This is a genomic window from Pseudoxanthomonas sp. CCNWLW251, from assembly GCF_037402255.1.
Taxonomy (GTDB): Bacteria; Pseudomonadota; Gammaproteobacteria; order Xanthomonadales; family Xanthomonadaceae; genus Pseudoxanthomonas_A.
In genome coordinates this window covers 201,945-224,310 of sequence record NZ_JBBEGA010000003.1, presented here as the reverse complement: position 1 = coordinate 224,310, position 22,366 = coordinate 201,945, and the positions used below count along the sequence as shown (strand labels likewise).

The window sequence follows — 22,366 nt, the reverse complement described above, 5'->3', positions numbered from 1 at the left end:
GTCGCCCGCGCTCCATCACCGACTTTCCGGAGAATTCCCATGTGGTTGCGACTGGCGGCATTGGCCGCCTTCGCGATCGCGCCGTGCGTGCATGCACAGGCGCCATCGCCCGCTGTTGAATCCCTGACGCTGGACGACGCCATCGCGCGCGTTGCCCGTGTCCATCCCGACCTGCGCCTGTTCGGCGCCCGCACCGACGCACTGCTCGCCGAGCGCGATGCCGCGATCCTGCGCCCGCCGTTGAGCGCCGGCATGCAGGTGGAGAACATGCTGGGCACGGGCGACGCCCGTGGTTTTTCCGGGGCCGAACTCACGCTGACATTGGCCGGCGTGCTGGAACGGGGCGGCAAGCTGGATGCCCGCCGCACGCTGGCACAGGCACGCATCGATGCCCTGGCCGTGCAGCGCGAGGCGCAACGCCTTGACCTGCTGGCGGATGTGGCGCGCCGCTATCTAGCCGTCACCGCCGCGCACGCGCAACACGAGATCGCCGAACAGGACATGGCGCAGCGCCGCCGCACCGTGGCGGCCGCGCGACAGCGGCTGCAGGCGGGCGCGTCTCCGGAGTCGGTGCTCCTCACCGCGCAGGCCGCACTGGCGCGTGCAGAGATGGCGGCGGCACGCGCGAAGCAGCAGCAGGACGCCGCGCGCCAGCACCTGGCCGCGTTGTGGGGCGAGCGCGATCCCGGGTTCGCAGTGGCGCCAGGCGATCCTCTGGCGCTGCCCGCCATCGAAGACACGCAGGCCCTGGCCGCGCTGCTGCAAGGCACGCCGGAACTTGCCCAGTTCGCCGACGAGCGCCGCCTGCGCGAGGCACGCCTGCGCCTGGCGCGCAGCAGCGGGACGGCAGACCTCGATTGGCAGGTCGGCGTGCGCCGGCTGCAGGAAAGCGGCGACACGGCACTGGTCGGCAGCGTGTCGCTGCCCTTGGGAAGCGCGCGCCGTGCCGGCCCCGAGGCGAGGGCTGCGGAAGCCGACCTGGCGGCGCTGGACATCGAGCGCGAATCGCGTGACATCGCGCTGTACTCGACGCTCACCGACGCCTATGGCCGCTATCGCGTTTCGCAGCTCGAAGTGCAGCGCATGCGCGACGACGTGCTACCGCGTCTGGTGCGCGCCGAACAGGCGGCCGAGCGTGCCTACCGGGCCGGCGCCATCAGCTACCTGGAGTGGGCGCAGTTGCAGTCCGACACCACGTCGACCCGCCGCCAGCAACTCGAGGCAGCGCTCGAAGCACACCGCGCGCTGATCGAACTCCAACGCCTCACCGGCCAGGCCCTCGTGGCCGGGACCGCAACTGCCGAACAAGGAAGCACGCCATGACCCTGCACCCCCTCCTGCGCGCGCTCGCGCTCTCCCTGATGCTGGCAGGCTGCGGCGGCGCGGCCGACAGCGCGTCCAAGGATGACCACGGCCACGAAGAAGGCGGCGAACACGCCGCCGCCGATGCCGCACGGGGGGGGCACGGTGGCCGACTGCTGAGCCAGGACGGTTTCACCGTCGAGCTGGCGATCGCTGAAACCGGCACGCCACCCAGGTACCAGGCCTGGCTCTACCGTGACGGCACGCCCTTGCCCGCAAGCGCGGGCAGCGTGGAAGTCCGCCTCGTCCGCCTGGGCGGCGTGCGCGAAACGCATGCGCTGACACCGCAACGGGACGGCAGCCTGCTGGCAAAGACCGTGGTGGGCGAACCGCATTCCTTCGACGTCGAGGTGGTTGCGAAGATCGAAGGACGCACGTTGCGCTGGACCTACGACAGCTACGAAGGCCGCACCACCATCGCCGCGAAGATCGCCGATGAATCCGGCATCCGCGTGGCACCGGCACAGGCGGGCACCATCGCCGACGAGCATGAAGTGCAAGGACTGCTGACGCCGGTCGAAGGACGCGTGGCCAACATCGCCGCACGCTTCCCCGGCCCCATCCGCCGACTGGCCGCCAACGTGGGCGACCGCGTGCAGGCCGGCCAGACGATGGCCAGCGTGGAAAGCAATCTCAGCCTGACCACGTATGCCGTCACCTCACCGATCACGGGCGTCGTGCTGGCGCGGCATGCGACCGTGGGCAGCGTGGCGGGCGAGGGCGCCACGTTGTTCGAAGTGGCGGACCTGTCCACCTTGTGGGTGGACCTGCACATCTTCGGCGCGGATGCGCAGCACATCGTGCCCGGCGTACCGGTGACGGTGACCCGGCTGAGCGACGGCGCCACCGTACACACCACGCTCGAACGCGTGCTGCCCGGAACCGCCACGGCCAGCCAGAGTACGGTTGCCCGGGCCACGCTTGAGAATGCGGATGGACTGTGGCGTCCCGGCTCTGCGGTCAAGGCACGCATCACGGTGGAGCAGCAGCCTGCCGCGCTGGTGGTGCCGGTAGCCGCGCTGCAGACATTCCGCGACTGGGAGGTGGTGTTCGTGCGCGTGGGCGACACGTATGAAGTGCGGCCCGTCGAACTCGGCAAGCGCGATGCACGACAGGTGGAAGTGCTGTCCGGCCTGAACGCCGGCGACCAGGTGGTAGTGGAGCAGAGTTACCTGGTGAAGGCCGACATCGAGAAGTCGGGGGCATCGCATGACCACTGACCGATCCCTTCCGGCATCGCACGGCTTGCTGGAACGCATCCTGCGCTTCGCCATCGCGCACCGCTGGCTGATGATGGCGCTGACGTTGGCGCTGGTCGTGGTCGGCGCCTGGAGTTTCAGCAGGCTGCCGATCGATGTCACGCCCGACATCACCAACGTGCAGGTGCAGATCAACACGCAGGTGGACGGCTACTCGCCGCTGGAAGCGGAACAGCGCGTGACCTATCCCATCGAGACCGCGCTCGCCGGCCTGCCGGGGCTGGACCATACGCGCTCGATTTCCCGCTATGGCCTGTCGCAGGTGACCGTGGTCTTCAAGGACGGCACCGACCTCTACTTCGCCCGCCAGCAGGTGGGCGAGCGCATCCAGCAGGCCAAGTCGCAGCTCCCCGCCGGGCTGGAACCCGGCATGGGACCCATCGCCACCGGCATGGGCGAGATCTTCATGTACACGGTGGAAGCAAAACCCGATGCGCTGAAGGCCGACGGCACGCCGTACACCGCCACCGACCTGCGCACGCTGCAGGACTGGGTGGTGCGGCCGCAACTGCGCAACGTGCCGGGCGTGACCGAAGTGAACACGATCGGCGGCTTCGCGCGGCAGATCCACATCACGCCGGATCCGGCACGACTGGTCGCGCTGGGGTTCACCCTGCACGACGTGGTGGAGGCCGTCGCGAGCAACAACCAGAACGTCGGCGCGGGCTACATCGAGCGCAACGGCCAGCAGTTCCTGGTGCGTGCGCCGGGCCAGGTGGCCGACCTGGACGGCATCCGCGACATCGTGCTGGACCGCCGTGAAGGCGTGCCCATCCGTGTGCGCGACGTGGCGCAGGTGGGCGAGGGACCGGAGCTGCGCACCGGCGCGGCCACGATGGACGGCAAGGAAGTCGTGCTGGGAACGACCTTCATGCTGATCGGCGCCAACAGCCGCGACGTGGCGCGCGCCGTGGCCGCACGACTGGCCGAGGCCAACCGCAGCCTGCCCGCGGGCGTGCACGCCGAACCCATGTACGACCGCACCTCGCTGGTGGACCGCACCATCCGCACCGTGGCGAAGAACCTGGTGGAAGGCGCGGTGCTGGTGATCGTGGTGCTGTTCCTGCTGCTGGGCAACGTGCGCGCGGCGCTGATCACCGCCGCGGTGATTCCGCTGGCCATGCTGTTCACGCTGACGGGCATGGTGCGCGGCGGCGTGTCGGGCAACCTGATGAGCCTGGGCGCGCTGGACTTCGGCCTGATCGTGGATGGCGCCGTGATCATCATCGAGAACTGCCTGCGCCGCTTCGGCGACCTGCAGCACGCGCTGGGTCGCCTGCTGACGGAGGAGGAGCGCCTCGATGCCACCGCTTCGGCAACGGCGGAGGTCATCCGCCCCAGCCTGTTCGGCCTGGGCATCATCACCGCCGTGTATCTGCCGATCTTCGCCCTCACCGGCGTGGAGGGAAAGATGTTCCATCCCATGGCGATCACGGTGGTGCTGGCGCTGACCGGTGCGATGGTGCTGTCGCTGACCTTCGTGCCCGCGGCCGTCGCGTTGTTCATGCGCGGTCGCGTGCAGGAGAAGGAGACCCGCCTGATGCGATGGGCGCGGCGTGCGTATGCGCCGGCGCTCGCATGGACGCTGCGCCGACGCATGCTGGTCGGCGCGGGTGCGGCGTCTCTGGTCGTGGTGTGCGGCGTACTCGCCACGCGCCTGGGCACCGAGTTCGTGCCCAGCCTGGACGAAGGCGACATCGCCATGCACGCCATGCGTATTCCCGGCACCAGCCTGGACCAGGCGGTGCGCATGCAGGCGACGCTGGAGGCACGCATCAAGCAGTTTCCGGAAGTGCACCGCGTGTTCGGCAAGCTCGGCACGGCGGAAGTGGCGACCGATCCGATGCCGCCCTCGGTCGCCGATACGTTCATCATGCTCAGGCCGCGTGCCGAATGGCCCGACCCGCGCAAGCCCAAGGCCACGCTGGTGGCGGAGATCGAACGCGCCGTCCAGCAGATTCCCGGCAACAACTACGAGTTCACCCAGCCCATCCAGATGCGCATGAACGAGCTGATCTCGGGCGTGCGCGCGGACGTCGCCATCAAGGTCTATGGCGATGACCTGGATGCACTAGTGGAGTTGGGTGAGCAGATCGAACGCGTGGCGAAAACCGTCGACGGTGCGGCCGACGTGCGGCTGGAACAGGCGACGGGACTGCCACTGCTGACGATCACGCCGGACCGCCAGGCGCTGATCCGCTACGGGCTGAACCCCGGCGACGTGCAGCACACGGTGGCCACCGCGGTAGGCGGTGAAGTGGCAGGGCAGTTGTTCGAAGGCGATCGCCGCTTCGATATCGTCGTGCGCCTGCCGGAGGCGCTGCGCCAGGATCCGTCCGCGCTGCACGACCTGCCCATCCCGCTGGGGCGCAGCGACAACGAGGACGAATCCACGCGCTCCGCTGCGTGGGATTCCGGCACGCCGCGTACCGTGCCACTGCGCGAGGTCGCGAAGATCGAGACCACGCTGGGACCGAACCAGATCAACCGCGAGAACGGCAAGCGCCGCGTGGTGGTGACCGCGAACGTGCGCGGCCGTGACCTGGGCGGCTTCGTGGCGGAGCTGCGGGAGAAGATCGGCGCCGGGGTGGAAGTGCCGGCCGGCTACTGGGTGGAGTACGGCGGCACGTTCGAGCAATTGATCTCGGCCAGCCAGCGGCTGGGCCTCGTGGTGCCGATGACGCTGGTGGTCATCTTCGCGCTGCTGTTCTGGGCGTTCGGCTCGGCCAAGGACGCCGCCATCGTGTTCACCGGTGTGCCGCTGGCGCTGACCGGGGGCGTCGTGGCGCTGGCGTTGCGCGGCTTGCCGCTCTCCATTTCGGCCGGCGTCGGCTTCATCGCGCTGTCGGGCGTGGCGGTGTTGAACGGGCTGGTGATGATCGCCTTCATCCGCAAGCTGCGCGAGCAGGGCGCCCCGCTTGATACCGCCGTCGTCGAAGGGGCGCTGGGTCGCCTGCGTCCGGTGCTGATGACCGCACTGGTGGCATCGCTGGGCTTCCTGCCGATGGCGCTCAATGTCGGGGCGGGATCGGAGGTGCAGCGTCCGCTGGCCACGGTGGTGATCGGCGGCATCGTCTCGTCCACGCTGTTGACGTTGCTGGTGCTGCCGCTGCTTTACCGGTGGTGGTGGAGCAGGCAATGAGTGGATCGATCTCGGCGGGCTGATCCCGATCCCGTCATTCCTGCGAAGGCTGGAATCCATTGCCTGTGAGTGGCGGGGCTTTCGGGGCAAGAGCAGATGGGTCCCAGCTTTCGCTGGGACGACGGCAAAAGAACCGGGGCGGTGATGAGTGCGATGCAGCCCATTGGCCACGCGACTCACGCGTGCCTAGAACAGGTCGTCGGCGATCACGTAGCTGTCGCGTCCGGCCGACTTCGCGCGGTAGAGCGCGGCGTCGGCGCGCGAAAACCAGTCGTGCCAGGTCTTTTCCTGCTCGCGCAGCAGCGCTGCGCCGAGCGAGATGGTGATGCGCCCGCCGGGGCCGCGCAGGGCGCTGCGCACGGCCTTGCGCAGGCGCTCCGTGGCGGCTTCCAGGTCCTGGCTGTTGTCGAGGTCCAGCAGGGCGACGAACTCTTCGCCGCCGAAGCGGAACACGTGGTCGTTGCGGCGCATCTCGAAGCGCAGGATCGAGGCGAGGTCGGCGATGGCGGCATCCCCGGCGGCATGTCCGTACTGGTCGTTGACGTCCTTGAAACGGTCCAGGTCGAGCACGACCAGCCCGTAGTTGTGTCCGGTCCGCTGGAACGTGTCCACCGCATCCGCAAGCGCGCGCTCCATGCTGCGCCGGTTGGGGACGCCGGTCAGGGCATCGATCGCGGCCAGCTTCTCCAGCCGCGCCCGGTCTCCCTGCGTGCGCTTGGCGAAGATGTACGAGAAACCGGTGATCAGCAGCACGCTGACCGCCACGGACGTGGCGTGGAACCCGTCGTGGAAGAAGTCGGGCAGCAATTGCACGCCGACCAGGATGACGAGGTTGGCGGAGGCCGCCAGCCAGCGGTTCGCGATGAAGAAGTTGGTCAGCAGCACCAGGTAGATCCATGTCAGTGCGGTGTGTCCCGCCAGCAGGCACGCCGCCAGGGTGCCTGCCGAGTTCAACACGCACAGCGCTGCGCCGGCCCGGGTGCTGTCGCCGGTTCGCCACGCATACAGCACGGGCAGCATGACGCAGGCGACAATCGCGAAGTCGAGCCAGGCGAGGGCATGCTGTCCGCTGAGCCAGCGATAGATGCCGAAGACGGTGATGGTGACGCCCGTGATCGAACCCAGCAGGACGATGATGTCGAGGCGGAAGTCGCGGCGGGTCGGCTTCATGGCAAGGGCCGGATGCGCCCGGGGGCGGGATGCTTCTTCGTCGTTCAAACGTTCACGCGATCGCAGGCAAGTCGGCGGAGATGGACCACCGCGCAGTGTATGCGGTTGCCCGTGGGCGGGCGTGATGAGAGTCACGCTTGGGCGTTGGCATCGGCGTGCGCGAGCGCTCGGCAGCGTGTGCCGGATTCCGCATGGCACGGTGTTCGGTACGTCATTGCGCATTCAGTGCGGAGCATCAACACTCCGGCCTCCCGAAACAGGAGAAGTGGCATGAGAGCATTCGCACGCTGGGCCGTGATCTTTGCGGTATGCGCTTCCGCCTGGGCGGGCGCCGAACCTGTCCATGCGCAGACCGTGGGCTACAACATCCGCACCGGCGATGTATGGGTCGACACCCGCCTGGGAGAGATCAACGACTACGGGCGCCGGTACCGGGACCCGTTCGTTTCCGAGATGACCGGGCACTACGGCGCGCCGCGCTCGCTGGTCCTGGATCTGCTCGACCGTCGCGGGTGGGCCCCCGCCGATGTGTACTTCGCCTGCGCCATCGCGCGTGCGCTCGGCATTCCCTGCCTGGATGTCGTGCAACGTTACGAACGCAATCCGGGCCAGGGTTGGGGCAACCTCGCCAAGCAGATGGGCATCAAGCCCGGTTCGCCGGCCTTCCATGCCTTGAAGAACGGGGCGGTGGGCACCTATGACCGCTGGGGTTATCCCATCCGCATCGACCAGCGCACCAGCGTGGACTGGTCCAAGCATGGTCCCGGCCAGGGCAAGGGTGCAGGCGGCCGGAAGCCGGCGCAGGCGAGCCAGGGCGGCAAGCCCGCTCACGCCGACCATCCAGGCAAGGGCAACAGCGGGAAGGCTCAAGGCAACAAGGGCAACGGCCGCGACAAGTAATCGCACCGGCGTTGCCCCATCCCACCCACGACAACGGCCGCCGACGCGGCCGTTGTCGCGTCTGTCCCTGCGCGTGCGGGCATCACCCGGCTTTCCAGCGCACCACCCACACCACGCCCAGCGCCAGATTCAGCAGCATGCCGGCGATGGTCAACGCGTAGGCCACCGTGGGGCTGCCCGCGATGGGCAGCAGGGTCAACAGTGACCATGGCAAGGCCAGCAACCAGGCGAATGCGTGTGCGAGGGGATCGGGCTGCAGCCCCAGCAGTTGATGCTCGGAGACATGGATCAGTCCCAGCGCGCCAACGCAGCACAGCAGGTAGAAAGCGAGCAGGGCGCAGGAGGTGGCGCGCATGGCGGTTCCTTGCGCAGGAGCGGGCGCGAGCAGCATGACACCTGGAACCACCCCGGGATGGCCCGTGGCCGGACATGTCGGGCGGGCTTCCGATATACGGCGCCTAGGCGCGCCGCGGCTCAGGCCGTCAGCGCTTCCAGCGTCTTGAATACCTGTGGCACGGCCATGGCCGGGGTGCCGCCATTGACCGAGACGGCACGCAGGCCGTGCTGGTAGCTCTGCCAGATCATCTCGTCCGCGTGCTGGATGTCCACGCCGCGGAATTCGCCTGCGGCCATGCCGCGGCTGAGTTCCTGGCGCACCGGCTCGCGCATGCGGCGCAGTGCGGTGTTCATTTCCGCCTCGACGCTCGGCGACCAGCGCGCCGACACGCTCCAAAGCGCGGGGAACGCGATGAAGTTGGCGGCGTCCTCGCGCGCCGTCCAGAAATAGAAATCGAGGATGCGCTGGGCATGCGTCGAACCCTGCGGGCGTTCCACCATCGGCGCCTTGCGCGCGGTGTAGTCGCGGATCAGCAGGGTGGCGATGATGTCCGCCTTCGTCTCGAAGTGCAGGATCACGCCGCGGGCACTGAGTCCGGTTTCTTCACCCAGGTCCATCAGGGTGGTCTGGTCGAACCCCTTGGTGAAAAACAGCCTGCGCGCAGCGATGAGCACGGCTTCCCGGGTCTCCTGGCTGGTACGGCGCTTGTGGGTAGGGCTTGGACTCACAGGCATTCTCCGGTTCGCGGGGGAAGCTCTCCTGCGTCGGCCTGGACCTGGGTCCATTCCGTGCGCTGGCGTATGTGGCGCCTCCCTCTGGCCCATTCTGCACAAATTCATGCAGTTAGTGGAACAGGAGGCGCATACATCATGTGAAACCCGCACGCAGGGGCCTGAATGGCAGGCGCCGCGTGGCCCGTCAGAGGATAACCGCAGTTTCGTTAAGCGCTGATTTGCCGCGCTGCATCAAATGTGAGATCGAAGATGCGCTGTACCGGCGGCCCCAGCTCGCCTGCCAGCAGCGCCAGCAGGAACAATCCCAGCAACAGCGCCGTCGGCAGGCCCAACTGGATGGGATTGAGGGCCGGCGCGGCGCGGCCCAGCACGCCGAACGCCAGGTTCACCGCAAGCATCGCCACCATCACCGGCAGCGCCAGCCCGACCGCCGCACGCAGGATGTGGCTGAACAGCATCGGCGCGACTTCGAGCATCTGCTGCACATCCGGCAACGCGGTGCCGATCGGCAGCGAGCGATAACTGTCCACGAGCAGCGACACCAGCGCCAGATGGCCGTTGGCGGTGAAGAACAGCAGGCCGAACGCCAGATAGAACCATTGCCCGACGACACCGGAGTTCACCCCGCGCAACGGATCGGACATCTGGGCGAAGGCCAGGCCCGTGCCCTGCGAAATCAGTTCGCCCGCCATCGCCCCGGCCTCGAACGCCAGTCGCAGCATGAAGCCCATGCTCGCGCCGACGGCCAACTCGCGCGCCACGTTCAGCACGGTGCTGGCGTCGAAGGCGATCCGGTCCGGCGTGCCCGGAAGCAGTGGTGCCAGCGCCATCGCCAGTGCGCCGGCGATGATGACCCGCACCCGCACCGACACGGCGCGCGTGCCGATCAACGGTGCCGCCATCAGCAGTGCGCCAGTGCGCAGCATCGTCCACAGGATGGCGTTGACCATGCCGAAGGCCTGCTGGCCGTCGATGACCATCTGGGTCGCGGGATCCATCGCGTCGCGTCCGCGTCGTCAGCCGATCAGGTGGGGCAACCGCTGGAACAGGTTGGTCGTGTATTCGACCAGCACGCCGAGCAGATAGCTGCCGGTGGCGAACAGCGCCGCAGTCAGCGCGATCGCCTTGGCGACGAAGGCGATGGTGGGCTCATTGAGTTGTGTCGCCGCCTGGATCACGCCGACCACCACGCCGACGATCAGCACCACGAGCAACAGCGGGCCACCGACCCACAGGGCGATCTCCAGGCCGTCACGCAGTTCGGTAAGGGCAAGTTCGGGACTCATCGCGTGTTCCTCAGACGCCGTTGAAGCTGGCGGCCAGCGAGCCGACGATCAGTACCCAGCCGTCCACCAGCACGAACAGCAGGATCTTGAACGGCGCGGACACCAGCATCGGCGACAGCATCATCATGCCCATCGACATCAGCACGCTGGCGACCACCAGGTCGATGATCACGAAGGGAATGAAGATCAGGAAGCCGATCTCGAACGCGGTCTTCAGTTCGCTGGTGATGAACGAGGCCACCACGATCGGGAACGGCACGTCCGCCGGGCTGGCATAGCTGCCGTGGCCCGCAAGACCGGCGAACGTCATCAGGTCGGTTTCGCGCACCTGCGCCAGCATGAAGTCGCGCAGCGGACCGGTGGTCAGCGTCCACGCGCTGGAGAAATCGATCTGGCCGTTGAGGTACGGCGCCATGCCCTGTGCCCAGGCCTTTTCGCCTACCGGCATCATCACCAGCATGGTCAGGAACAGTGCCAGGCCCACCAGCACCTGGTTGGACGGCGTCTGTCCGGTCCCCAGTGCCTGCCGCAGCAGGCCGAGCACGATGATGATGCGGGTGAACGCGGTCATCGCCAGCAGCGCGGACGGAATCAGCGTGATCGCCGTCATCAGCAGCAGCGTCTGCAACGGCAGGCTGACGGTGTTGTCGCCGATCTGGCCCACGTTGACCTTGGGCAGGGCAGGCAGGGTCGGTGCGGTCGGCGCGGCGGGCGTCGCCGCAGGTGCGGGGTTCTGCGCCGGAGCGGCGGCGGCGGCCGCCTGCGCCAGCGCCAGGAGAGGCGCGCACAGCCACAGCAGGCAGATCAGGGAAAGAACGAAACGGCGCATCTCAGCTCTCTCTGCGCAGGCGCTTGGCCAGCAGCTCGGCGAAATTCGGCATCGTCGGCGCGGGCGCGACGACCAGGGGTTCGGGCAGCGTGTGCAATGCCGTGATGCCGCCGGCGGTCACGCCGATCAGCAGCTGCTGCTTGCCCACCTCGATCACCATCACGCGCTCCTTGGTACCCACGGACAGCATCGAGACCACGCGGAGCTGGTCGCCGGGCCGGATGCCCAGACCGGCGCCCGGCATGCGCTTGAGCAGCCAGGCCATGCCCAGGATCAGGCCAAGCACCAGGATCAGGCCGACCAGCGCGCCGCCGATGCCGGGCGTGGACGGCGCGTGCTGGCCGATCTTCTGTGCGGGTGCCGCGGCGGTGGCGAGCAGGGCGAAGGCGTGCATGGACATCGACTCAGCGCAGGCGGCGGATGCGTTCGCTGGGGCTGACCACGTCGGTCAGGCGCACGCCGAAACGGTCGTTCACCACCACGACTTCGCCGTGCGCGATCAGCGTGCCGTTGACGAATACGTCCAGCGGTTCACCGGCGCCGCGTTCCAGTTCCACCACCGAGCCCTGATTGAGCTGCAGCAGGTTGCGGATCGGCATGCGCGTGCGGCCCACTTCCAGCGACAGCGTGACCGGCACGTCCAGGATCACGTCCAGGCTCATGTCGCTGTCGTTGTCGTTGTCCTGCACGGAGGCATCCGGGCGGGTGTCGCCGAAGGCGGCGAGGGTGTCTTCGTTCTCGGGAATCATGGAGTGGCGTCCTGGAAGGCGACGGGTGTCAGGGCATGGCGGGGCGGCGCCGTGTGCTTGTGGTGGCTGCCGGGAGGATGCTTGGCGGTGATCTTCACCGCGTTGTTGCCGTTGGAGATGCCGAACTCGCCGGTGAACACCGGCACCTGTTCGACGCACACCGGCACCGACTTGGGCAGGTCGATGGGCAGGATGTCGCCCACCTTCAGCCGGGTCAGCTGGCGCAGGTTGATGCGTTTCTCCGCCAGTACGCTGGAGACGGTGACTTCGGCGCCACGCAACTGTTCGTGCAGGGTGACGCGGAAGCTGTCGTCGTCGTGCACGCGGTCGGACTGGATGCCCGCATCGAGCAGCTCGCGGATCGGTTCCAGCATCGAATACGGCAGCGTCACGTGCAGGTCGCCGCCGCCGCCGTCGAGCTCCACGTGGAAGCGGCTGACCACCACGTATTCGCGCGGGCTGACGATGTTGGCGAAGTGCGGATTGACCTCGCTGGTGATGTACTCGAAGTCCACCGGCATCACCGGCGCCCAGGCGTCGATCAGGTCGGTGAAGGTCTGCTTCAGCAGCAGCTGGATCACCCGCATCTCGGTGGCGGTGAACTCGCGCCCCTCGATCTTGGCCGGGTAGCGGCCGTCGCCGCCGAAGAAGTTGTCCACCATGGTGAACACCAGCTTGGGTTCGAACACGATCAGGCCCACACCGCGCAGCGGTTTGAACTTGACCAGGTTGAGGTTGGTGGGCACGTACAGCGAGTGCAGGTAATCGCCGAACTTGATCGTCTCGATGCCACGCACCGACAGTTCGGCCGAGCGCCGCAGCAGGTTGAACAGGCCGATGCGCCAGGTGCGCACGAAGCGCTCGTTGATCATCTCCAGCGTCGGCAGCCGGCCGCGCACGATGCGGTCCTGGCTGGCGAAGTCGTAGGTGCGCGCGATGGTGGGATCGACCGGCGGTTCCTCGGTCTCGATCGCGCCGGTATCCACGCCATTGAGCAGGGCGTCGATCTCGTCTTGCGACAGCAGGTCACTGGTCATCATGGCGTCGCAGTTCCGTCACTGCATCACGAAGCTGGTGAACAACAGGGCGTCGGCGGAGGGCTTGCCGGTTTCGGCGACCAGCAGCGCTTTCACTTCATTGAGTGCGGTGTTCTGCAGGCGTTCCTTGCCTTCGCGGCTCATCAGGCTGGCGGCGTCCTGCTGCGCGAACAGCATCAGCAGGCGCGCGCGGATGGCGGGGGCATGCAGTTCGATGGCCTTGAGCGCTTCGGGATCGCGTGTCATCAGCTGCACTTCGACCTGCAGGTAGCGTGCGCCGCCCGTTTCGCCGACGAGATTGACGACGAACGGCGGCTCCAGCGCGAAGTACTGGGCCGGCGCGGGCACTTCGCCCGGGCTCTTGGCCTTGGGTGCGTCGGCCTTCACTTCCTTGCCGGCATGGCGGGCGAAGTACCACGCGCCACCGCCGGCGGCACCGGCCGCGACCAGCGCCACCAGCCCGATCGTCAGCAGCGACTTGCCGCCCTTGGGCTTGTCGGCCTTGTCGGCCTTGGATTTGCTTGCGGTCTTGTCGGCAGCTGCCACGGCGGTGGATCTCCTGAGGGGTCTGCCCAGGTGATGCAAGCGGCGTGCCGTGGTGGGCAGGAGAGCCCGACGGGGTTTTGACGGGGGTACCTTGTGTAGGCGCGACGTGAGTCGCGACCGCACGTCACGGCGGTCCGGAAACGATGTGCGCGCAAGGATGGCCGCGTGGGCCGGCGCCCATGGCGCCGGACTTCCGCGGTCGCGACTCACGTCGCTCTACAGGAACAGCGATCCGTCAGGCGTACGCGTCCACCAGTCCCCGCGCCGTCATGCGGACGGTACGCGGTGTCTCGGCTGCGGCGTCGCTGGTGTCTGCGGCGCTTTCACCGTGCTGCGCCGTGCCGCCGTGCGACGGCGGGGCATGCTGCTGGCCGACATCGGCGTGGGCGAGCTGGAAGCCATGCTGGCCCAGCATGTCGCGCAGCTTGGGCAGGCTGTTTTCCAGCGCCTGCCTGACGTCCGCCTGGGCGCTGGTGAAGTCGGCATGCACGCGGTCGCCGTCCAGTCGCAGGCGGATCTCCACGGTGCCGAGGTCGTTCGGGGTCACCTTGATGTGCGCGTGGCCGATCTTCTGGTCGGCCATCCAGCGCACTGCATCGGCGACATCCTCGTCGAAGTGGCCGCCATGCAGGTCGGCGCTCGGTGCTTCCATCGCATTGACGGTCTCCGTGCGCGAGAGGCCGAGCGGGGCGTTCGACGCGCCGACGCCGGCGAGGAGCGTGCCGGTGGGCGACGTGGGGGTCTCCGCGTCGTCGCTGCGCAGGGCATCGATGATGTCGCGGCCGAGGTTGATCACGTCCGGTATCGCGGCGGCGGCCTGGCCGGTGGCCAGGTGGGCGGTGAAGGAGAGCAGGTTCTGCAGCGGCGCCCGGGCTACATTGCCCGTCGCGGCGGTGGCCGTCGGCGACGCCGTCGCGGGTGCGTCGGTTGCGTTGGGGGAGGCAGCGTTCTGGAGGTCGGGCGGAACCGCGTTGCCGGTGCCTGCGGCGACCGGGGCAGCCAAGGCGCCCGCCGGAGAAGCCGGCGTCGTGGCGCGACCGCCGGCCAACACGGCGTCGGGGGAGGGGACGGCTTCTGCAGGCATCACGTCGCCGAGCAGTGGATTGCCCAACAGCGGATTGCCCAGGGGATCGGTCGGCACGGTGATGCCGGGATCAGCCAGCGGAAGGGCAGCCGCCGGTAGCGGAACCTCCGGCAGCACCAGCGTCGCAACGCCAGCCTCCTTGATGTCCTGATCGTCCGTCGTGCGCGCCGCGTCGTCGGGGTGGCGGTTGGTGGCGTGCGGTTGTTGCAGGGCGGTGGTCTCCTGCCCCTCGTCGCGCCGGGGCGCGGACTTTCGGGCCGGGGCTTCGTCACGCGTCGCCGGGTGACGCACCATCTCGTCGAAGCTGGGCTTCGACGGGTCCGGTGTGCTTTCCCGTGCCTGTGCGACACCGCCTGCAGTGGCGGGGAACACGGTCTTGCCCGCGGGAGGCAGCGACGCCATCGGGGATGGCATCAGGCTTCCTCGCTTTCCTGTGCGGTGGCGGCCAGTCGCGCACGGCGCGCGCCGAGGTCATCCATCTCGCGCTGGTCGCGCCGTTCCACCACCTGTCGCTCCTGGGCGCGGTAACTGGCAGCGAGCTGTTCGAGCACCTGCTTGTCGCGGCTGGCCAGCAGCAGGCGGTCGCGCTCGATGTCCACGCTGCTGCGGCTGCGGTCGACGTTCTGCAGCTGCTGCACCAGCGCCTGGTCGATGCGTTCCAGGAAGGCACGGCGATTGGCCAGCTGCGCCGGACTGGTGGCGGCCATCTGGCTGTTGGCGTAGTCCTCGGCGTACTGCCGCAGTTCCTCCAGGCGCGACTCGTGCTGCGCCAGCGTGTTCTGGCGTTCGGCCAGGTCGCGGGCAACGGAATCCTCGTGTTCCTGCGCGCGGCGCAGCAGGGGATCGATTCGGCGGGACTGCATCATGGCGGGGATTCCTTGGCGTTACTGCGGGCTGCGGGGTGCGGGGGCACCGGCAGCGAAGTTGCGTTGGACCAGCGATTCGAGGGCGGCACGGCTGCTGGGCAGGTCGGCGGCGTGCGCCACGTCCTGGCCCAGGAATTCGACGATCTCGGGCCAGCGTTCCAGCGCTTCATCCACGGTGGGATCGTTGCCGCGCTGGTAGGCGCCGATGGCGATCAAATCGCGGTTGCTGGTGTAGGCCGACAGCAGGCGCTTGAGCTTGCGGATGCGGTCGCGCCAGGTTTCGTCGGCGATCTCGGTGACCACGCGGCTGACCGAGGATTCCACATCGATGGCCGGATACAGGCCGCTGTCGGCCACGCGGCGCGAGAGCAGGATGTGGCCGTCGAGGATGGCGCGCGCGGCATCGGCGATCGGATCCTGCGGATCATCGCCTTCGGTCAGCACGGTATAGAACGCGGTGATGGAACCACGTCCCTTCGCACCATTGCCGGCACGTTCCACCAGTGCCGGCAGCCGTGCGAACACCGACGGCGGATAACCGCGCGTGGTGGGGGGCTCGCCGACCGACAGGCCGATCTCGCGCTGGGCCTGCGCGAAGCGGGTCAGCGAGTCCATCAGCAGCAATACGTTGAGGCCCTGGTCGCGGAACCATTCGGCGATGGCGGTGGCGCGATACGCACCCTGCAGGCGGGCCAGCGGCGGCCGGTCGGCGGGACTGGCCACCACCACCGCACGTGCCAGGCCCACCGGGCCGAGCGTGCTTTCGACGAAGTCGCGCACTTCGCGGCCACGTTCGCCGATCAGGCCGACGACGATCACGTCGGCGGCGGTATAGCGGGTCATCATCCCCAACAGTGTGGATTTGCCCACGCCGGAACCGGCGAACAGGCCCACGCGCTGGCCACGGCCGATGGGCAGCAGCGCGTTGATCGCGCGCACGCCGACATCGAGGGGTTGGGTGATCGGTTCGCGCGACAGCGGGTTGATCGCCATGCCTGCGAGGCTGACGCTGCCTTCGGCACGGATCGGGCCACGGCCGTCCAGCGGAACGCCATCGCTGTCGATCACGCGCCCCAGCAGCCCTTCGCCCACCTCGACGCCGCCGCGCCGCCGCGAGGGCACCACGCGTGCGTTCGGCAGCAGGCCGTGCAGTTCGGCGCTGGGCATCAGGTAGGTGCGTTCGCCCGAGAAGCCGACGACTTCGGCATCCACCCAGCCGCCGTCGACCACTTCGACCTTGCAGGTGGCGCCCATCGGCGCTTCGCAGCCGATGGCTTCCAGGGTGAGGCCGACGGCACGGCGCAGGATGCCTTCGCGGATCAGGCCGCGGCCACCGAGCTCGGGATTGATCTGCGACAGGCGCGCGGACAGGCGCAGGTCGCGGGCGGTCAGCCATTCCAGCGGTTGGGCGCTCATGCGCGCGTGCTCCGGTTGAGCACGGTTTCCAGCGCGCCGCGCAGGCGGGCCTCCAGCGTCCCGTCGATGCGTACGCTTTCGGCATGCACGCGCAGGTCGCCGCGGCTGAGCGAGGTGTCCGCCGTCAGTCGCGTACCCGGGGCCATCGCCAGCACCGGGGTCAGGGCCGCGATGTCGTCGGGATGCAGCCGCAGTTCCACTTCGCGCTGCGCGCCGCCGACGGCATCCAGTGCGCTGGTGGCCAACTCCTGCAGCAGGACCGGGTCGGTCTGGTAGGCGCGGCCCACCAGGGCGCCGGCAATGCGGACGGAGAGTTCGGACAACGCAGCGACGACTTCGTTCTCGAGCCGGTCCAGCGGGCGCGAGAAGTTGTCGAGGATGCCTTCCATCTGTGCGGCCAGCCGGCGGACTTCGGTCTGGCCGGTCGCGAAGCCTTCGGCATGGCCTTCTGCCAGCCCGCGTTCGAGCCCTTCGCGGTACGCGGCATCCTGGATGGCCTGGATCTCTTCGATCGTCGGCGGTACCAGCGGCGGGGCTTCCTGCTCGGGGGCGGGTGCCGCGACGACGACATCGAGCGGCGCGGGCATCCAGCGCAGCGGCGACGGCGTGCTCATACCATTTCCTCGGCACCGGCCATCAGCGAGATCACGCCCTGGTCAGCCAGGCGGCGCACGATGGCGAGGATTTCCTTCTGCGCGCCTTCCACATCGGACAGGCGCACCGGGCCGCGGGCTTCCATGTCTTCGACCAGGATCTGCGCGGCGCGCTGGGACATGTTGCGGGTGATCTTTTCCTTCACCTTGGCGTCGGCGCCGCGCAGCGCCAGGCCCAGGCGGTCGTTCGGGACTTCGCGCAGCAGCGCCTGCAGTTCGCGATCGCCCAGCTCGGCCAGGTTGTCGAACACGAACATCAGGTCCTGGATGCGCGCGCCCAGATCGGCGTCGACCTGGGTGATGTTGCCGAGGATGGCCTGGTCCTGGCCGGAGTCCATGAAGTTGAGGATGTTCGCCGCGACCTTCACGCCACCGATGCTGGAGGCCTTGAGGTTCTGGTTGCCAGCGAACTGGCGCTCCATGATCTCGTTGAGCTCGTTCAGTGCGTTCGGCGGGATGCCGTCCAGCGTGGCGATGCGCAGCAGCACGTCGGTGCGGGTACGCTCGGGCAGCAGCTTGAGGGTGTCGGCGGCCTGGTCGCTGTCCAGGTGGGCCAGCACGATGGCGATGATCTGCGGGTGTTCGTTGCGCACCAGGTCGGAGATCGCGCGCGGGTCCATCCACTTCAGCGTGTCCAGGCCGGTGGTGTTGCGGCCCAGCAGGATGCGGTCGATCAGGCTGCCGGCCTTGTCTTCGCCGAGTGCCTGCACCAGCACCTTGCGCACGTAGTCGTCGGCGCCCATGCCCAGCGAGGTCTGCTTGTCCAGCGATTCGCCGAACGTGGCCATGACCTGCATCACCTGCTCGCGGCTGACGCCGGAGATGGTGGCCATGGCGATGCCGAGCTTCTGCACCTCCTTGGCGTTCATGTGCTTGAGCACTTCGGCGGCATCTTCCTCGCCGAGGGAGAGCAGCAGCACGGCCGCGCGCTGCACGCCGTTGAGTGCCGGTTCCTGTACGTTATTCATCGCTGGCCACCCAGTCCTTCACTACCTGCGCCACCTGCTTGGAATCGGTCTTCACCGCCTCGCGCGCCTGGCGCAGGCGGTCTTCGTAGGCGTCGGAGGGCAGGGCGCGCATCGGGGGCAGCGCGTCGTGCGACAGCGTGGCCACGGCGCCGGCCTGCATGTCGTCATCGTCCATCACGGTTACGTCGATGCCGTCGTCCTCGTCCTCCACCTTCCGCCGGGCGGCGGGGTGGATGATCTGGCGCATGGCCGGACGCAGCACGCCGAACAGCAGCGCGATCACCACCAGCGCGCCCAGGCCGTAGCGGGCGATGTCGCGCAGCATGGGGTTGTGCAGCCACGGGCTTTCCCAGAACGGCACGTCCTGCGGTGCCTCGGTTTCGCGCACGAACGGTGCGTTCATCACCGACACCGAATCGCCGCGCGCCGCGTCGAAGCCCACGGCTTCCTTCACCAGCGCTTCGATGCGGGCCAGCGTGGCGGCGTCCAGTGCGGTCATCACCACCTTGCCGTTCTCGCCGGTACGCGGCACGTGGTCGACCAGCACGGCGGCGGTGACGCGGCGCACCCGGCCGGCCGGCTGGCGCGTGTGCTGCAGCGTGCGGTCCATTTCGAAGTTGCGGGTGGCGCTGCTGCTGGTCTCGACCGGCGCGGCAGGATTGGGTGCGGCGGCCGCGTTGGGGCCGGGCGGTGTGTTGCTGGTGGCGCCGGGCACGCCCTCCGGGCCGGTGCCGGCGACGGAGTTCTGGCTGACCTGCTCGCTGCGGATCTTGGCCGGATCATTGGCGAAGGTCTCGCGCGCCTCCTCGGTGACCGAGAAGTCCATGTCCACCGCGACTTCGGCGTTGACGCGGCCGGCGCCGGTGAGTGGCTCCAGCAGTTCGCGGATGCGGTCGTTGAACGAGGTCTCCAGCTTGCGCACGCGTTCGAACTGGGCGGCGTTGAGCGCGGCCTCGCTGTTCGGGTCGCTGATGGTGAGCATGCGGCCGCTCTGGTCGACCACGGTGACGCGTTCGGGGGCGAGGTCGGGGATGGACGACGACACCAGGTGCACGATGGCATCCACCTGGTTGCGTTCCAGCAGGGCGCCCGAGCGCAGGTCCAGCACCACCGACGCGCTGGCCACTTCGCGCTGGCGGGTGAAGGCGCTGGGCTTGGGGATGGCGAGATGCACGCGAGCGTCGCGGACCGGGCGCAGGGTGGTGATGGTGCGGACGAGTTCGGTTTCCAGCGCGTGCTGGTAGCGTGCGTTCTCGACGAACTGGCTGACGCCGAAGCCCGGATCGCGCTCCATCATCTCGAAGCCGAGGCGACCGCTTTCGGCCAGGCCGGCGCCGGCCAGCTTCAGGCGGGCGTCGTGCAGGTTTTCTTCCGGCACGGAGATGGCACCGGTGCCCTGATCCAGCTGGAACGGGATCTGCGCCGCGCGCAGCATGTCGGTGGCTTCGGCCGTGGCCTTCGCGTCCAGGCCGGTATACAGCGGTGTGTAGGCGGGTTTCTGCGACCAGAAGAACACCATCATGCCCACGGCGACCGCACCGGCGATCAGCAGCAGCGTACCCATCTGCTTGAACACGCGCGCGTCCTGGATCCTGGTCAGCGCCGCGCCTGCCTTGTCGGCGGTCAGCGATTCCTTCAGGGCTTCCTTGGAAAGGGTCAGGGCCATGGTGGTGCGGTTCCTGCGCGGTCGGCTCGGTGGAGTGGGGCGGTCAGCGGTCGGGCATTGCGGCGGCGGGCTTTACAACGTCGGGACCTACAAAGGCATGTTCATGACGTCCTGGTACGCCTGCACCAGGCGGTTGCGGACTTCCACCGTGGCGCGGAAGGCCACCTGCGACTGCTGCGCGGCCACCATCACCCGTGCCAGGTCCGCGCGCGGGTCGCCCAGTTCGAAGGCCTGCGCGAGTGCGCCGGACGTCTTCTGCGCTTCGTTCACGCCTTGCAGCGCGTTCTGCAGCGTGTCGCCGAAACTCGGCGCCTTGACGCCCGGCTGCTCGAGCCCCACCCGGTTCGGGGTGAACGCACCCGGGTTCGGCATCGGCTCGAGGGCACGCGTACCGACCTGGTGCTGGTAACTGCGGATCTGCGAGAGGATGGAGGAGACGTCGGACATGGGCGGGTGCTTCGGTCGTCGGGGTGTCTTGTCAGATCAGTTGCAAGACCCGTGCCGAAAACGCCGTCCGTCGCCAGTCAGTTTTCCGTCGCCAGGGCGACCTCTTCGCGCTCGATGCCGTACTTGCGCAGCTTCTCCACCAGCGTGGTGCGGCGCAGGCCCAGCAGTTGCGCGGCGTGCGCGACCACGCCACCGGCGCGGTCCAGTGCATCGCGGATCAGGTTCAGCTCGATCTGCGCGATGTGTTCGCGCAGGTCGATGCCGGATTCGGGCAGGCGGTCGGCCGGCGACACGGCAGCGGCCACGACGGCGGTCGGCAGCGGGGCCGGTGCAGCGGCCACCGGTGCAGGTGCCGGCGCCTGGGCGGCCAGCGCCTCCACGCCTTCCGGCTGGTAGCGCTTGGGCAGGTCGGCCACGCGCACCAGTCCGCCCGGATGCAGCACCGCCAGCCGTTCGACCAGGTTGGTCAGCTCGCGTACGTTGCCCGGCCACGCATACAGGCGCAGCGCCTGCAGCGTCTCGTTGGCGAAGCGCACTTCCCCGCGGCCGGTGCGTGCCAGCTGCGCGGCGATGGTGGTGACCAGGTCGGGCAGGTCGTCGGCGCGCTCGCGCAGCGCCGGCATCTCGATGGGGAACACATTGAGGCGGTAGAACAGGTCTTCGCGGAAGTGGCCGTCGGCGATGCGCGCTTCCAGGTTGCGATGGGTCGCGGCGATCACGCGCACATTGCAGCGGATGGTCTGGTTGCCGCCCACGCGTTCGAAGCTGCGCTCCTGCAGCACGCGCAGCAGCTTGACCTGCATCGGCAGGCTCATGTCGCCGATCTCGTCCAGCAGCAGCGTGCCGCCCTCGGCCATCTCGAAACGGCCCTTGCGGGCGCTGAGCGCGCCGGTGAAGGCGCCCTTCTCGTGGCCGAACAGTTCGCTTTCCAGCAGGTCCGGCGGAATGGCGCCGCAGTTGATGGCGACGAACGGCCCGTCGCGGCGCGGCGACTGGTCGTGGATGGCACGGGCCACCACTTCCTTGCCGGTGCCGGATTCGCCCAGCACCAGCACGGTGGTGTCGAAGCTGGCGACCTGTTCGATCATGCGGCGCAGGCGCGTGACGGCCGGGCTGTTGCCGGTCGGCCCGCTGGTGCTGACCTGCTGCGCCTGATGTTCGGTATCCAGCCGCTTCAGGCTGGCGCGGCGCAGGCAGGCTTCCAGCTGCGCGTGGCGGATGGGGCTTTCCAGCGTCCATACACCGGCGTGGTGCAGGCCGTGCGCGGCGGCGAAGGCGGCGGTGTCGCCTTCCATCAGCAGCACCGGCGGCGGCAGTTGCGCCTTGCCCAGCCAGGCGAAGAACGCGTCGGCGGCCTTGCCATCGTCGAGGGCGCCGACGACGATCGCCAGCCAGTCGTGCGGGCGTTGGCGGCGCACATCCACGTCACCGGCGCTGGCGACCCAGCGGGGTGTCAGGTCCATGAATTCGAGCAGGCCGGCCAGGCGTTCGGCACGCGTGGCGTCGGCGTCGATGACGAGGATGCGGGATTCACTCATGGCGGCTGTCTTTGAACCTTTCGAGGATGGGCAAGACTTCCTGGATGTAGGAAAGCTTGCTGACGAATTCGTCGGCACCGGCGCGCATCGCATGTTCGCGGTGCTCGGCGTCGTCGAAATGGCTGGCGATCACGATGAAGGGCGGTGCGTCCTGCGTCTTGATGAGGCGGGTAGCCTGCAGGCCCCCCATCTCCGGCATGGCCAGGTCCATCAGCACCACGTCCGGACGCAGGGTCTCCGAGCGTTCGATGGCTTCCAGGCCGTTGCTGGCGCGGCCCACGATGTCCAGCCACTCCACCTTGCGCAGGTGGCGCAGGGCGGCGTTGATGAAACCTTCGTGATCGTCCACCAGCAATACGGTGATCTTGCTCATTGCG

At 68.5% G+C, this 22,366-nt stretch carries 22 protein-coding genes and 1 pseudogene; 4 read left to right on the top strand and 19 right to left on the bottom strand.

Going from position 1 to position 22,366, the window contains the following annotated elements; translation table 11 throughout:
• Positions 1-39: 39 nt before the first annotated feature.
• The 3 genes from WBN46_RS14115 to WBN46_RS14105 are packed head-to-tail and all read left to right on the top strand — an operon-like array spanning position 40 to position 5,763.
• Entirely contained in the window at positions 40-1,323 is a 1,284-nt protein-coding gene (locus WBN46_RS14115) for a TolC family protein (protein ID WP_337732107.1), read from the top strand.
• The gene (locus tag WBN46_RS14110; protein WP_337732106.1) at positions 1,320-2,582 is read left to right on the top strand and encodes an efflux RND transporter periplasmic adaptor subunit; all 1,263 of its coding nucleotides are present in this window, start codon (positions 1,320-1,322) and stop codon (positions 2,580-2,582) included. Before WBN46_RS14115 ends, WBN46_RS14110 begins: the two co-directional genes overlap by 4 nt.
• 25 nt (positions 2,583-2,607) lie before the next feature.
• A complete protein-coding gene (locus WBN46_RS14105; RefSeq protein ID WP_337732225.1) occupies positions 2,608-5,763 on the top strand; it encodes a CusA/CzcA family heavy metal efflux RND transporter in 3,156 nt (1,051 codons plus the stop codon).
• A gap of 186 nt (positions 5,764-5,949) precedes the next feature.
• On the opposite strand, the gene WBN46_RS14100 is transcribed toward WBN46_RS14105, so the two are convergent.
• Positions 5,950-6,933, bottom strand: coding sequence for a GGDEF domain-containing protein (locus WBN46_RS14100; protein ID WP_337732105.1), 984 nt, complete (start codon positions 6,931-6,933; stop codon positions 5,950-5,952).
• 270 nt (positions 6,934-7,203) lie between these two features.
• Between WBN46_RS14100 and WBN46_RS14095 the strand changes: the two genes are divergently transcribed.
• The gene (locus WBN46_RS14095) at positions 7,204-7,833 is read left to right on the top strand and encodes a hypothetical protein (protein ID WP_337732104.1); all 630 of its coding nucleotides are present in this window, start codon (positions 7,204-7,206) and stop codon (positions 7,831-7,833) included.
• Positions 7,834-7,915: 82 nt separating this feature from the next.
• On the opposite strand, the gene WBN46_RS14090 is transcribed toward WBN46_RS14095, so the two are convergent.
• The 18 genes and pseudogenes from WBN46_RS14090 to WBN46_RS14005 form a co-directional block, all read right to left on the bottom strand.
• Positions 7,916-8,188 carry a hypothetical protein gene (locus tag WBN46_RS14090; protein WP_192202654.1) on the bottom strand — a complete coding sequence of 91 codons (273 nt, stop codon included), beginning with the start codon at positions 8,186-8,188 and terminating at the stop codon, positions 7,916-7,918.
• A gap of 119 nt (positions 8,189-8,307) precedes the next feature.
• Positions 8,308-8,898, bottom strand: a complete 591-nt coding sequence (locus tag WBN46_RS14085; RefSeq protein ID WP_192202653.1) for a TetR/AcrR family transcriptional regulator — start codon at positions 8,896-8,898, stop codon at positions 8,308-8,310.
• 212 nt (positions 8,899-9,110) lie between these two features.
• Positions 9,111-9,902 carry a flagellar biosynthetic protein FliR gene (gene fliR, locus WBN46_RS14080; RefSeq protein ID WP_192202652.1) on the bottom strand — a complete coding sequence of 264 codons (792 nt, stop codon included), beginning with the start codon at positions 9,900-9,902 and terminating at the stop codon, positions 9,111-9,113.
• Between the two features lie 18 nt (positions 9,903-9,920).
• Positions 9,921-10,190: a flagellar biosynthetic protein FliQ gene (locus tag WBN46_RS14075; RefSeq protein WP_192202651.1), complete on the bottom strand. Its 270-nt coding sequence runs from the start codon at positions 10,188-10,190 to the stop codon at positions 9,921-9,923.
• A 10-nt stretch (positions 10,191-10,200) separates the two neighbouring features.
• Entirely contained in the window at positions 10,201-11,019 is an 819-nt protein-coding gene (fliP, locus tag WBN46_RS14070; RefSeq protein WP_337732103.1) for a flagellar type III secretion system pore protein FliP, read from the bottom strand.
• Between the two features lies 1 nt (position 11,020).
• Positions 11,021-11,413, bottom strand: coding sequence for a flagellar biosynthetic protein FliO (fliO, locus tag WBN46_RS14065; protein WP_337732102.1), 393 nt, complete (start codon positions 11,411-11,413; stop codon positions 11,021-11,023).
• Between the two features lie 10 nt (positions 11,414-11,423).
• Positions 11,424-11,768: a flagellar motor switch protein FliN gene (gene fliN, locus WBN46_RS14060; protein WP_192202648.1), complete on the bottom strand. Its 345-nt coding sequence runs from the start codon at positions 11,766-11,768 to the stop codon at positions 11,424-11,426.
• A complete protein-coding gene (gene fliM, locus WBN46_RS14055; protein WP_192202647.1) occupies positions 11,765-12,808 on the bottom strand; it encodes a flagellar motor switch protein FliM in 1,044 nt (347 codons plus the stop codon). Before fliM ends, fliN begins: the two co-directional genes overlap by 4 nt.
• Positions 12,809-12,823: 15 nt before the next feature.
• A complete protein-coding gene (locus WBN46_RS14050; RefSeq protein ID WP_337732224.1) occupies positions 12,824-13,381 on the bottom strand; it encodes a flagellar basal body-associated FliL family protein in 558 nt (185 codons plus the stop codon).
• 205 nt (positions 13,382-13,586) lie between these two features.
• Positions 13,587-14,849, bottom strand: a complete 1,263-nt coding sequence (locus tag WBN46_RS14045) for a flagellar hook-length control protein FliK (protein WP_337732101.1) — start codon at positions 14,847-14,849, stop codon at positions 13,587-13,589.
• Positions 14,849-15,301, bottom strand: a complete 453-nt coding sequence (gene fliJ, locus WBN46_RS14040; RefSeq protein WP_337732100.1) for a flagellar export protein FliJ — start codon at positions 15,299-15,301, stop codon at positions 14,849-14,851. The genes WBN46_RS14045 and fliJ overlap by 1 nt, the downstream gene beginning before the upstream one ends.
• An 18-nt stretch (positions 15,302-15,319) precedes the next feature.
• Positions 15,320-16,717: a flagellar protein export ATPase FliI gene (fliI, locus tag WBN46_RS14035; RefSeq protein ID WP_337732099.1), complete on the bottom strand. Its 1,398-nt coding sequence runs from the start codon at positions 16,715-16,717 to the stop codon at positions 15,320-15,322.
• A pseudogene (locus WBN46_RS14030) lies at positions 16,714-17,238 on the bottom strand (FliH/SctL family protein); the annotation flags it as partial. The pseudogene WBN46_RS14030 and the gene fliI, both read right to left, overlap by 4 nt.
• An 89-nt stretch (positions 17,239-17,327) precedes the next feature.
• Positions 17,328-18,338, bottom strand: a complete 1,011-nt coding sequence (gene fliG, locus WBN46_RS14025; protein WP_337732098.1) for a flagellar motor switch protein FliG — start codon at positions 18,336-18,338, stop codon at positions 17,328-17,330.
• On the bottom strand, positions 18,331-20,004 hold the full coding sequence (gene fliF, locus WBN46_RS14020) for a flagellar basal-body MS-ring/collar protein FliF (RefSeq protein ID WP_337732097.1): 1,674 nt from the start codon (positions 20,002-20,004) through the stop codon (positions 18,331-18,333). Before fliF ends, fliG begins: the two co-directional genes overlap by 8 nt.
• Positions 20,005-20,091: 87 nt before the next feature.
• The gene (gene fliE / locus WBN46_RS14015; protein ID WP_142124897.1) at positions 20,092-20,451 is read right to left on the bottom strand and encodes a flagellar hook-basal body complex protein FliE; all 360 of its coding nucleotides are present in this window, start codon (positions 20,449-20,451) and stop codon (positions 20,092-20,094) included.
• Positions 20,452-20,528: 77 nt separating this feature from the next.
• A complete protein-coding gene (locus WBN46_RS14010; protein WP_337732096.1) occupies positions 20,529-21,989 on the bottom strand; it encodes a sigma-54 dependent transcriptional regulator in 1,461 nt (486 codons plus the stop codon).
• Entirely contained in the window at positions 21,982-22,362 is a 381-nt protein-coding gene (locus WBN46_RS14005; RefSeq protein ID WP_142124895.1) for a response regulator transcription factor, read from the bottom strand. The genes WBN46_RS14010 and WBN46_RS14005 overlap by 8 nt, the downstream gene beginning before the upstream one ends.
• Between the last annotated feature and the right edge of the window lie 4 nt (positions 22,363-22,366).

Coding starts and splice junctions, on each gene's coding strand:
- WBN46_RS14005 (WP_142124895.1), bottom strand. CDS start 22,362: ATGAGCAAGATCACCGTATTGCTGGTGGACGATCACGAAGGTTTCATC.
- fliE (WP_142124897.1), bottom strand. CDS start 20,451: ATGTCCGACGTCTCCTCCATCCTCTCGCAGATCCGCAGTTACCAGCAC.
- WBN46_RS14095 (WP_337732104.1), top strand. CDS start 7,204: ATGAGAGCATTCGCACGCTGGGCCGTGATCTTTGCGGTATGCGCTTCC.
- fliG (WP_337732098.1), bottom strand. CDS start 18,338: ATGAATAACGTACAGGAACCGGCACTCAACGGCGTGCAGCGCGCGGCC.
- WBN46_RS14045 (WP_337732101.1), bottom strand. CDS start 14,849: ATGCCATCCCCGATGGCGTCGCTGCCTCCCGCGGGCAAGACCGTGTTC.
- fliP (WP_337732103.1), bottom strand. CDS start 11,019: ATGCGCCGTTTCGTTCTTTCCCTGATCTGCCTGCTGTGGCTGTGCGCG.
- fliO (WP_337732102.1), bottom strand. CDS start 11,413: ATGCACGCCTTCGCCCTGCTCGCCACCGCCGCGGCACCCGCACAGAAG.
- fliN (WP_192202648.1), bottom strand. CDS start 11,768: ATGATTCCCGAGAACGAAGACACCCTCGCCGCCTTCGGCGACACCCGC.
- WBN46_RS14090 (WP_192202654.1), bottom strand. CDS start 8,188: ATGCGCGCCACCTCCTGCGCCCTGCTCGCTTTCTACCTGCTGTGCTGC.
- fliM (WP_192202647.1), bottom strand. CDS start 12,808: ATGATGACCAGTGACCTGCTGTCGCAAGACGAGATCGACGCCCTGCTC.
- WBN46_RS14115 (WP_337732107.1), top strand. CDS start 40: ATGTGGTTGCGACTGGCGGCATTGGCCGCCTTCGCGATCGCGCCGTGC.
- fliI (WP_337732099.1), bottom strand. CDS start 16,717: ATGAGCGCCCAACCGCTGGAATGGCTGACCGCCCGCGACCTGCGCCTG.
- fliF (WP_337732097.1), bottom strand. CDS start 20,004: ATGGCCCTGACCCTTTCCAAGGAAGCCCTGAAGGAATCGCTGACCGCC.
- WBN46_RS14100 (WP_337732105.1), bottom strand. CDS start 6,933: ATGAAGCCGACCCGCCGCGACTTCCGCCTCGACATCATCGTCCTGCTG.
- WBN46_RS14075 (WP_192202651.1), bottom strand. CDS start 10,190: ATGAGTCCCGAACTTGCCCTTACCGAACTGCGTGACGGCCTGGAGATC.
- WBN46_RS14110 (WP_337732106.1), top strand. CDS start 1,320: ATGACCCTGCACCCCCTCCTGCGCGCGCTCGCGCTCTCCCTGATGCTG.
- fliR (WP_192202652.1), bottom strand. CDS start 9,902: ATGGATCCCGCGACCCAGATGGTCATCGACGGCCAGCAGGCCTTCGGC.
- WBN46_RS14010 (WP_337732096.1), bottom strand. CDS start 21,989: ATGAGTGAATCCCGCATCCTCGTCATCGACGCCGACGCCACGCGTGCC.
- fliJ (WP_337732100.1), bottom strand. CDS start 15,301: ATGATGCAGTCCCGCCGAATCGATCCCCTGCTGCGCCGCGCGCAGGAA.